This is a genomic window from Flavobacterium sp. DW-iso2 (genome assembly GCF_058725285.1).
The window spans coordinates 18860-28756 of record NZ_JBZXDY010000033.1 but is presented as its reverse complement, the minus strand read 5'-3'; the positions used below and the strand labels follow the sequence as shown (position 1 = coordinate 28756).

Below are 9897 nucleotides of genomic sequence, written 5' to 3'. Positions count from 1 at the left end.
TTCCACACACCCTCCAATTTTCGGCTCCCTTTAGGGCAGGGGAAAAACGAAAATTTCCACACACCCTCCAATTTTCGACTCCCTTTAGGGCCGGGGAAAAACGAAAATTTCCACACACTCTCCAATTTTCGACTCCCTTTAGGGTCGGGGAAAAGCGAAAATTTCCACACACCCTCCAATTTTCGACTCCCTTTAGGGCAGGGGAAAAACGAAAATTTCCACACACCCTCTAATTTTCAACTCCCTTTAGGGTCGGGGAAAAACGAAAATTTCCACACACCCTCCAATTTTCGGCTCCCTTTAGGGTCGGGGAAAAACGAAAATTCCCACACACCCTCCAATTTTCGGCTCCCTTTAGGGTCGGGGAAAAACGAAAATCTTCACACACCCTCTAATTTTCGGCTCCCTTTAGGGTCGGGGAAAAACGAAAATTTCCACACACCCTCTAATTTTCGGCTCCCTTTAGGGTCGGGGAAAAACGAAAATTCCACACACCTAATTTTCAACTCCCTTTAGGGCAGGGGCAAAACGAAAATTTCCACACACCCTCCAATTTTCGGCTCCCTTTAGGGCAGGGGAAAAACGAAAATCTTCACACACCTTCTAAATTTTCGGCTCCCTTTAGTCCCGAAAGCTTTCGGGAGGGGAAAAACGAAAATCTTCAAGTCTTATATCACTATCATTAGTGCCGATTCAAAATAACGCTCATACATCATCTAAGGAGTAGCCTATATACGAAACTTTATACACCTTAAATTGCTGAAGCAATTGCGCTGATTTTTCTTCTAACTTTCCAATGTCAATATTATTTTTATTCCTTTTTACTTCCGCAAACAATACGGTTTTTGCTAAATCATTTACAGCAACAATATCAATTTCATTTTGATTATTTCGTTCCCAGTAGGTTCCAATCAGATTGTATTTTTTTTCAGCTTTTCGTTCTTCTATGAAGTATTTTTCTAAAATCTTCCCACTGTAGGTAGTATAATCCCGATCTACAATTTGTTTCAAGTAGTCTAAGTTTCCAGCTTCTACTGCACTGCGATATTTATATATAAAACGGAACCAAAAACTTAAAAAATTATCTGATATCGAATACTTAACACTACGACTGTTTGGTTTTGCTAATATTGGGCGTACTTTTTGAACTACACCATATTCATTCTCCAAGCGATCCAAAAACCCTCCTGTTTGCATTTCCATGATAGATTCTATGGCCACTCTAGACGTTTTTCCGGAAGCAATTAAGGAAAGTATCGAAAAATAATTACCATAATCTTTACCAAACTCTTCTATCAACACATTTTTACCTTCTTCTAAAAAAAGAGAATTTTCACCTATAACTTCCGCAATTATGGTTTGTTTTGTAAATGCTTGTTTTGTGACTAAAAGCTCGACATACTTGGCAACTCCTCCTGTAATTAAATAAAAGGCTAGCAAATCCTCCCCCGAATAATGTGGATGATAATCCTTTAAAATCTCTTTTAACGTGGCCACATCAAAAGCTTTGAGATGAATGCGTTGTGTTGCCCTTCCAAAAAGGGGTTCTTTAGCATTTTCAAAAATACGAGTCATCATCGAATAAACAGAACCGCACAGCAATAGATTTATTTTACTATCCTTCTTATTACTGTCCCATAGGTGCTGCATGTCTGAAAATACCGAAGCATTTACCGTATTGAACTCCTGAAATTCATCAATAATTAACGTGAAATGACGGCTCTTGGCTACTTCCATTAAAAACCCAAACAGCGCTTTAAACGTTTTTAGTTCTCCAAATATCGGTATTTGCAATTTTCGTTTCACTTCCTCCACAAACTCTATACAAAGCAAAGCTTCATTTTTTTTGGCTACAAAAAAATAAAGACAGTTGTTTTTTTGGTAAGCTTCCAGTAAAAGACTGGTTTTACCAATTCTTCTGCGACCTACCACAAAAGTCATTTGAGCCGATTGATGAGCCGCTTCTTCTATTTTGCTCAATAAATTCAATTCGCTAGTTCTGTTATAAAATTTCATTATTTATCGTAATTTAAATTACCGTAACCGTAATTACGATACCAAATATAATGCATTGTTTTGAAACACACAATACAACAAAAAGGAAATCCCAATTCCGAAGTTTCGAGATTAAATCCAAAATTCCAATAATCAAAAACCGATAACTCATAACCTTAAATTCCCACCTCCATTTAAGCTCGTAAAACATAACGCTCTCGATTTTCGGCTCCCTTTAGGGCAGGGGAAAAACGAAAATTTCCACACACCCTCTAATTTTCGGCTCCCTTTAGGGCAGGGGAAAAACGAAAATTTCCACACACCTTCTAATTTTCGGCTCCCTTTAGGGCAGGGGAAAAACGAAAATTTCCACACACCCTCCAATTTTCACCTCCCTTTAGGGCAGGGGGAAAACGAAAATTTCCACACACCCTCTAATTTTCGGCTCCCTTTAGGGTCGGGGAAAAACGAAAATTTCCACACACCCTCCAATTTTCGGCTCCCTTTAGGGCAGGGGCAAAACGAAAATTTCCACACACCCTCCAATTTTCGGCTCTCCTTAGGGCAGGGGAAAAACGAAAATTTCCACACACCCTCCAATTTTCGGCTCCCTTTAGGGCAGGGGAAAAACGAAAATTTCCACACACCCTCTCGATTTTCGGCTCCCTTTAGGGTCGGGGAAAAACGAAAATTTCCACACACCCTCCAATTTTCGGCTCCCTTTAGGGTCGGGGAAAAGCGAAAATCTTCACACACCCTCTAATTTTCGACTCCCTTTAGGGCAGGGGAAAAACGAAAATTTCCACACACCCTCTAATTTCCGGCTCCCTTTAGGGCAGGGGAAAAACGAAAATTTCCACACACCCTCCAATTTTCGGCTCCCTTTAGGGCAGGGGCAAAACGAAAATCTTCACACACCCTCCAATTTTCGGCTCCCTTTAGGGTCGGGGAAAAACGAAAATTTCCACACACCCTCCAATTTTCGGCTCCCTTTAGGGTCGGGGAAAAACGAAAATCTTCACACACCCCAATTTTCGGCTCCCTTTAGGGCAGGGGCAAAACGAAAATCTTCACACACCCTCCAATTTTCGACTCCCTTTAGGGTCGGGGAAAAACGAAAATGTGCACTTTTAATCGTTAGTCGATTTCCAACACTCAAGAACCCATAACCGATAACAGAAAACAGCTTACTACCAATATTGAGAACGGAACACGGATGACACGGATTTAAACTGATGAAAACAGATCCCTACATAAGAAATCAGCGAAAATCCGCCCAATCCGTGTCATATGTGTTCCAATATTAAATAACTACTCCCCTTACCGAACATTCATAAAGGAAAAACCGAAGCCACTTTGTGCACTTTGCATAACCTTTGCTCCCTCTGCGGTTAAAGCATCTATCCCCGCAAAAACCCAACAAATAAAACACGATGGACTGCAAGTCCATAGATTTGGTTTAGCAGGCTAAAAGTCTGCAAGGCTAGATTGTGAAAAACCAGTAAAGTTTCGCCACTGATCCACTGATTAAAAATAATTTTTGAAAATCTGTGAATCTGTGGCGAAAAAACTTTTTTAGAAGCTAAAGCGAGATGCACTGAAAGTGCATAGTTTTAAACTCTATTTGAAACCAATAAAAGGTTCTGCAAAAAAGCAATATTTAAAAAGCTAATTGTCAGTTTAGTTTATCCCGACAGGAACGCTTTCAGGAGAATCGGGAAGTGATTTTTAAAATTGCGTTAGCTATTTTAAAATCGTATCGAAAACCGCTTACTACATCAAAATTATAAACCAATAGACTTAAAACTTTCCCCCTTCGGGGGCTAGGGGGATTTAAAACTCCCAGTCAATCCCATCAAACCCCGGCAAAATCAAATCCTTCTCAGAAACAATTACTTCCTCGGGACGCAGCTGCCAATCAATATTTAACGTAGCATCATCATAGCGAATCCCTCTTTCACTTTCTTTATGATAAACCTGATCGACTTTATATAGTACGGAAGCAGTTTCACTCAATACCGAAAACCCATGTGCAAAACCAGGAGGCACCATCAATTGTTTTTTATTCTCTGCACTTAGTACAACTGAAAAATGTTGACCGTATGTTGATGAATTTTTGCGCAAATCTACCGCTACATCTAGAATTTCTCCTTGCAAAACGCGTACTAGCTTGGCTTGTGCAAAAGGATTAATTTGTAAATGCAAGCCACGAATCACTCCTCGTTTAGAAAACGACTGATTGTCTTGTATGAAGTCATACATAATGCCATTCTCGTTAAATTTAACTTTATTGTAGGCTTCAAAAAAATAACCGCGTTCATCATGGAATGCGGTTGGGGTAATAATTACTAAATCTTGAATGGTAGTCATCTCAATGGTCATGCGATATTTTTATTTATTATTTTTAAATGATTCGAAAGTTTTCATCAAACCCTCTCTGGATGTAACTGGTAATGATTTACCAATAGCAGTTATAATTTTCTGATTACTTACCACATAATTCTCCGTTAGTTTCTGCAAACGCTCCGAATTGAGAGGTAAATGAAAATAATCTCCTAATTTCGCTATCGATTTAATCCAATATGACGGAATATTTACAATCCTGTTTTTCTTTGCTAAGCTTTGACCTAACAATGCAATTACCTCATTAGTCGAAAGCGCTTCATCATCGGCCACATTATAAATTCCTGAAGATATATTTCCATTTTCCAATAATTCTTTTATAATAAAACAAAGGTTGTCGATACTTAAAAACGATCGTTTATTATCAAAAGCTCCCAAAGGCCAAGGCAATCCTCTATTAACTAAATTATATAATAAATTTAAATTTCCTTTATTTCCGGGGCCATGAATCATGCAAGGACGTATGATGAAAAGCCTTTTATTTCCTGATAATTTTTGTGAAAGTAAATATTTCTCTGCTTCAAATTTGGATTTTCCGTACGGCGTTTTAGGATTAGAAATATGGTTTTCATCTAAAGCCCTGTCAATTGAATCTGCAGTCGCTTTTACACTACTAAAACAAATAAAGTCTCGTACTTCTGAATCTAAGAATTGATTAAAAAGTTTTTTCGTCAAATCCGTATTTACTGCAAAGTATTCTGCCACAGAAGATCTATTTGCTGTATCATGAGCTTTACCTGCAAGATGAATAATTGCATCTGCCTTTTTATCAAAACACCAATTTTCATTTCGTAGCGATAACCCTTGAACTACATTTCTATTTTCTTTTAAAAATATTGAAAGATTTTGACCTATAAATCCTGAAATTCCTGTGATGACAATTTTCATAAACTCTTATATATTCATTAAAGGTTTCCAATCTTCTTTTTCAGATTTTAAAAAAATATCTGACAACCAACCTTCTATTGAGCATTTATAATACATGTTTTTTGTAATATCTGGAATTGGACTAGTAAAGAAAGCTTCATCTAAAGAAATATTATTCCTATCAATCACGTAAAAAACATCTGGAGAATAGAAAGGGTATTTTTTAACTTCAGCATTTGTGGTGATCATTTTCTTTCCAGATCCAATAGCCTCAAAAGTACGCATCGTCAATCCTTTTTGACCGGGATGATTGATATCTAAAATTACATTAGACATTTTGTAAAGATTTACAATTTCATCTGTACTAAGACTATTAAAACTTAATTTTTTATAGTCAAATTCTTTAAAACTTTTATCAAATGATTTTTTATACCAATATACTGCTTTGCTATGCATATAATAAAAGGTAAAAGCCGTAAGTCCATTTCTAGAACACCAATTTGAAACTGCGGTACTGATCAAATAACGATCTGAATGTGCCGTTCCTAAAAACAAAAGATCATGTTTTTTTTCAAACACATCACTTTTTTTGATGTGTTTGTACTTGTCTAAATAGAATAGCGGCCGAAATCCTATATTATATTTTTCGGCATCGCCTAAATCAAAGCTAAATCTTTTATGAAAACATTTCAGTATTGTAGTAGGATGCGCATGGTTTGTAAAGGAATCCCAAGTGAAAAATATTAGTTCACAATTGGGCTGTTGTTTTTTAAACTTTTCAAGAAACTCAACAGTGATTACTTCTCCTCTGTTTACAAACAAAAAATCAAAAACAACTTTCTCTGTCACCTTTAAAATATTTTGATAGTATTCATCAATTTTTTTTTGATAAAGACTTCTTTTTAATCTAATAATTCCTTTAGTAAAATTATTATTTACAGGTCTTTCATCATAATAAGTTACAATTGCACCATTTTCCTCCATTTTTTGCTTTATCTCTTTTTCAAGATTAAAAGTTTGAACGGAGAAAAATAGTATTTTTTTATCTGAAATTTTATCTTTTAGATTCATTATTTATACAATCCTTTTGCTTTCATTTCATCAATCGATTTTTGATAATTATCTTTTTCGACCTCTTGCGTATTTACCCAATTGGTAAATTGTTTCAATCCTTCCTCAAATGAATATTTAGGTGTAAATCCTAACTTTGAATTTATTTTAGTTAAATCTGCATAATTATGACGAATATCACCCAAACGATAGTTACCACTTACTGCTACTGGAACATCTACGCCATAATTTTTGATCAAATTAGTAGCAACACTTATTACATCTGTAGCAACACCAGTACCTACATTGAAAATTTCATTGTTTGCTTCTTCTTTTTCAATTCCTAAAATAGTAGCATCAACGACATCATCTATATATACAAAGTCACGTGTTTCCTTGCCATCTTCAAAAATATTAATTCCATTTCCGTTTTTTATTTGAGTAGAAAAAATAGACAGTATACCAGTGTAAGGATTTTTTAAAGATTGTCCCGGTCCATATACGTTTTGATATCTAAAAGAAACTGGAGCAATACCTATTGTAGGGCAAACAGTCATTACCATTTGTTCCTGATTTTGCTTAGTGATCCCGTATACTGATGATGGATGAATTTTAGAATCTTCGTCAGTACCTACTAATTTTAAGTTATTAGAACCATCATATTTAACTTCAAAATCACCTTCATCCATATAATCAGAGGTACGATGCTTAGGATAAACACTTTCTCCTTTTTCGTTGATATACTTTCCTTCACCATAAATAGAACGAGAAGAAGCAATAATAACTTTTTCAACTTTGTGGGAACTATTAGCAAGTAAATCTAACATAATTGCTGTCCCGTTAACATTTACATCTACGTATTTATGTATTTCATACATTGATTGTCCCGTACCAGTCTCGGCAGCATAGTGTACTATTACATCTTGCCCTTTGATTGCTACAAGCCAATCTTGTTTTGAGGTTACCGTACCTTTTATAAAAGTTACTTTGTCTTTAATACTCTTATATAAAGGCGAACTTTCCTCAGGATTTTCGCCATGTATTTGTTTTGACAGGTTGTCTAACACTGTGATTTTATGTCCCTTTTCTATAAGTTTAAGAGCTAAATTACTTCCTATGAATCCAGCACCTCCCGTAATTAGTATATTTTTCATTATTTCTTGTTTATATTTTTTCCCATCTTTGGGATTCAAAATTGTACTTTTTTATTGGTTTTGCTGGTGTTCCCACCGCAATTACATAAGAAGGTAGGCTTTTTGAAACTACGGAGTTTGCTCCTACAATTGTGCCTCTACCTATGGTTACTCCAGGCAATACCGATACAAATTCTCCTAACCAAACATTATCCTCTATAACAACAGGCTTTGAGGACAATGGTCGCTCTAGCGGACTGACGTTGGGATTGCTATCATAATCATTACCTATATAACTTCCATGCGTACAATCTGAAATGTAGATTTTACTTGCCATTAAAACATTCGCTCCAATGCGAACACTTTTCATCGCAGTAATATGAACAGAGTCATTTATTTGCACATTCTCACCAAAAAAAAGAACCTTATTATTATTTTCTGGATATGCTTCAAGCCTACAATAACAGCCCGTTGTGAAGCCCTTTTTAACACTCATAAACTCCTTACCTCTAATATCGATAGGAAACCTTATAAGTCTCGCTTTACTAAATATTAATTTAGTCCTTATAATATTAATTGATAGCGTGAAAACCTGAAATACCGTGTATCTCTTTAAAAAATTTTTCATAATCATCTACATAATCTAAAAATTACCTGCGTCAAACAATATAATCTAAATTTAATTTGCATATAACGAGAGTTACTACTTGTTTCACCTCCTGTAGAAACATTATTACCATGTCTTCTGTACTTGATTAAGGGTTTATAAATAACTATTGTTTTAAAATAAAACTCAGAAATTAAAGAAATCCATAGGTCATGGGGACATAATTCTGTTTTTTGCGGAAAAGGCAATAGCTTAACTAAAATCTCTTTCTTAAAAGCCATACACGCCCCCAAATATTGAGATTTGTACATGTTCTTGAAAAATCCTTTTGCCCCTCCTCTCATAGAAAAAAAAGTGTGTTTCAAATCCTGAAGATTTTCATCAACAAATAAGGCATCAGACACTACAAAATCACATTTTTCTAGTGAATTCATTGTTTCAGAAACCTTATTATCCATCCAAACATCATCTTGATCAGAAAGAAAGATAAAATCTCCACTCGCATTTTTTATAGCATTCTCAAAGTTATGGGTATATCCTCTTTCCACATTATTGTAGACAATTTTAATTCTTTTATCATTAAACTCATTTACGATCTTTATCGTACCATCATCAGAGCCATCATCAGATATAATAATTTCATCTTCGGAACCAAGTTGATTTAAGATTGAATCAATTTGATCTTTAATATATTTTTCTCCATTATAAGTTGCAATGCAAACTGATATCATATGTTTATTTTTGAAAAAATTCTTTTATTGTTTCTGATATATAAACAATTTGAACTTCACTTAACTCCGGATACATTGGCAATGAAAGAATTTGATTTTGATATAAATTTGCAATAGGAAAATCATCTGGACTATAGTTCAAATATTTATAGGCTTCCATGTTATGCAGCGCAACTGGGTAATGAACTGCCGTTTCAATATTTTTTGATTTTAAAAAAGCTGCCAATTCCTCTCTCTTTTTTGTTCTAATTACATATAAATGAAATGAATGCTTCGATTCTGGCCTAACAACTGGTAAAATAATATCCTTTATTTCTCCCAAATATTTATTATACAAGTTCGCATTAGTTATCCGGTTGTCCGTCCAAGATAATATATAAGGAAGTTTCGCTGTTAATATAGCAGCTTGAATACCATCCATTCTACTATTTATACCCTCAATAATATGATTGTGCTTTTTTAATGCCCCATGCCTGGCAAACATTCTGCATTTTACAGCCAGTTCATCATCATTTGTTAATATACATCCTGCATCTCCATACGCTCCTAAATTTTTACCTGGATAAAATGAAAACGATCCAGCAATACCAGTTATACCAGCTCTATTTCCTTTATATTCGGAAAAATGAGATTGAGCACAATCTTCAATTACTGGAATTCCATATTTATTTGCAATAGTCATTATTTTATCCATATCACACATCTGACCTTGTAAATGAACTGGGATAATTGCTTTTGTTCTCGAAGTAATGGCAGATTCTAATAAATTTTCATCTAGTGTATATAATATTGGATCAATATCTACAAATACTGGCTTTGCTCCTGTTTGCGTAATTGTTTCAGATGATGATATCCAACTATTTGCCACTGTTATTACCTCATCACCATTCCCAATTTGAAGCATTTTCATTAAAATATACAATGAATCGGTTCCATTGGCTACTGCCAAACAATGCTTAACACCATACAGTGCTGCGAATTTATTTTCAAATTCCTCAACATACTTACCGCCAATAAATGCCGTTTCATTTATAACATTTTCAATAGCATTGTCAATATTTTCCTTTATCGAAATATATTGACTTTTTAAATCAACAAATGGTACTTTCAT

8 protein-coding genes are annotated in these 9897 nt (G+C 34.9%); all 8 read right to left on the bottom strand.

Translation table 11 applies throughout. From position 1 onward, the window contains the following. Positions 1–705: 705 nt before the first annotated feature. The 8 genes from AC4PRO_RS16575 to AC4PRO_RS16540 all read right to left on the bottom strand — a co-directional run bounded on the left by AC4PRO_RS16575 (position 706) and on the right by AC4PRO_RS16540 (position 9897). Positions 706–2016, bottom strand: a complete 1311-nt coding sequence (locus AC4PRO_RS16575) for an ATP-binding protein (protein ID WP_492118173.1) — start codon at positions 2014–2016, stop codon at positions 706–708. Between the two features lie 1812 nt (positions 2017–3828). Then, on the bottom strand, positions 3829–4377 hold the full coding sequence (gene rfbC, locus AC4PRO_RS16570; RefSeq protein WP_492118172.1) for a dTDP-4-dehydrorhamnose 3,5-epimerase: 549 nt from the start codon (positions 4375–4377) through the stop codon (positions 3829–3831). A gap of 9 nt (positions 4378–4386) precedes the next feature. After that, complete coding sequence (locus AC4PRO_RS16565; protein WP_492118171.1) at positions 4387–5286, bottom strand: NAD-dependent epimerase/dehydratase family protein; 900 nt, start codon at positions 5284–5286, stop codon at positions 4387–4389. A 6-nt stretch (positions 5287–5292) separates the two neighbouring features. Next, complete coding sequence (locus AC4PRO_RS16560; RefSeq protein WP_492118170.1) at positions 5293–6336, bottom strand: WaaS/CpsH family glycosyltransferase; 1044 nt, start codon at positions 6334–6336, stop codon at positions 5293–5295. Beyond that, positions 6336–7469, bottom strand: a complete 1134-nt coding sequence (locus AC4PRO_RS16555; RefSeq protein ID WP_492118169.1) for an NAD-dependent epimerase/dehydratase family protein — start codon at positions 7467–7469, stop codon at positions 6336–6338. The genes AC4PRO_RS16560 and AC4PRO_RS16555 overlap by 1 nt, the downstream gene beginning before the upstream one ends. Before the next feature lie 10 nt (positions 7470–7479). Further along, on the bottom strand, positions 7480–7944 hold the full coding sequence (locus AC4PRO_RS16550; protein WP_492118168.1) for a DapH/DapD/GlmU-related protein: 465 nt from the start codon (positions 7942–7944) through the stop codon (positions 7480–7482). Positions 7945–8078: 134 nt separating this feature from the next. Then, complete coding sequence (locus AC4PRO_RS16545; RefSeq protein ID WP_492118167.1) at positions 8079–8786, bottom strand: glycosyltransferase family 2 protein; 708 nt, start codon at positions 8784–8786, stop codon at positions 8079–8081. A 4-nt stretch (positions 8787–8790) separates the two neighbouring features. Then, on the bottom strand, positions 8791–9897 hold the full coding sequence (locus AC4PRO_RS16540; RefSeq protein WP_492118166.1) for a DegT/DnrJ/EryC1/StrS family aminotransferase: 1107 nt from the start codon (positions 9895–9897) through the stop codon (positions 8791–8793).

Coding starts and splice junctions, on each gene's coding strand:
- AC4PRO_RS16575 (WP_492118173.1), bottom strand. CDS start 2,016: ATGAAATTTTATAACAGAACTAGCGAATTGAATTTATTGAGCAAAATA.
- rfbC (WP_492118172.1), bottom strand. CDS start 4,377: ATGACCATTGAGATGACTACCATTCAAGATTTAGTAATTATTACCCCA.
- AC4PRO_RS16565 (WP_492118171.1), bottom strand. CDS start 5,286: ATGAAAATTGTCATCACAGGAATTTCAGGATTTATAGGTCAAAATCTT.
- AC4PRO_RS16560 (WP_492118170.1), bottom strand. CDS start 6,336: ATGAATCTAAAAGATAAAATTTCAGATAAAAAAATACTATTTTTCTCC.
- AC4PRO_RS16555 (WP_492118169.1), bottom strand. CDS start 7,469: ATGAAAAATATACTAATTACGGGAGGTGCTGGATTCATAGGAAGTAAT.
- AC4PRO_RS16550 (WP_492118168.1), bottom strand. CDS start 7,944: ATGAGTGTTAAAAAGGGCTTCACAACGGGCTGTTATTGTAGGCTTGAA.
- AC4PRO_RS16545 (WP_492118167.1), bottom strand. CDS start 8,786: ATGATATCAGTTTGCATTGCAACTTATAATGGAGAAAAATATATTAAA.
- AC4PRO_RS16540 (WP_492118166.1), bottom strand. CDS start 9,897: ATGAAAGTACCATTTGTTGATTTAAAAAGTCAATATATTTCGATAAAG.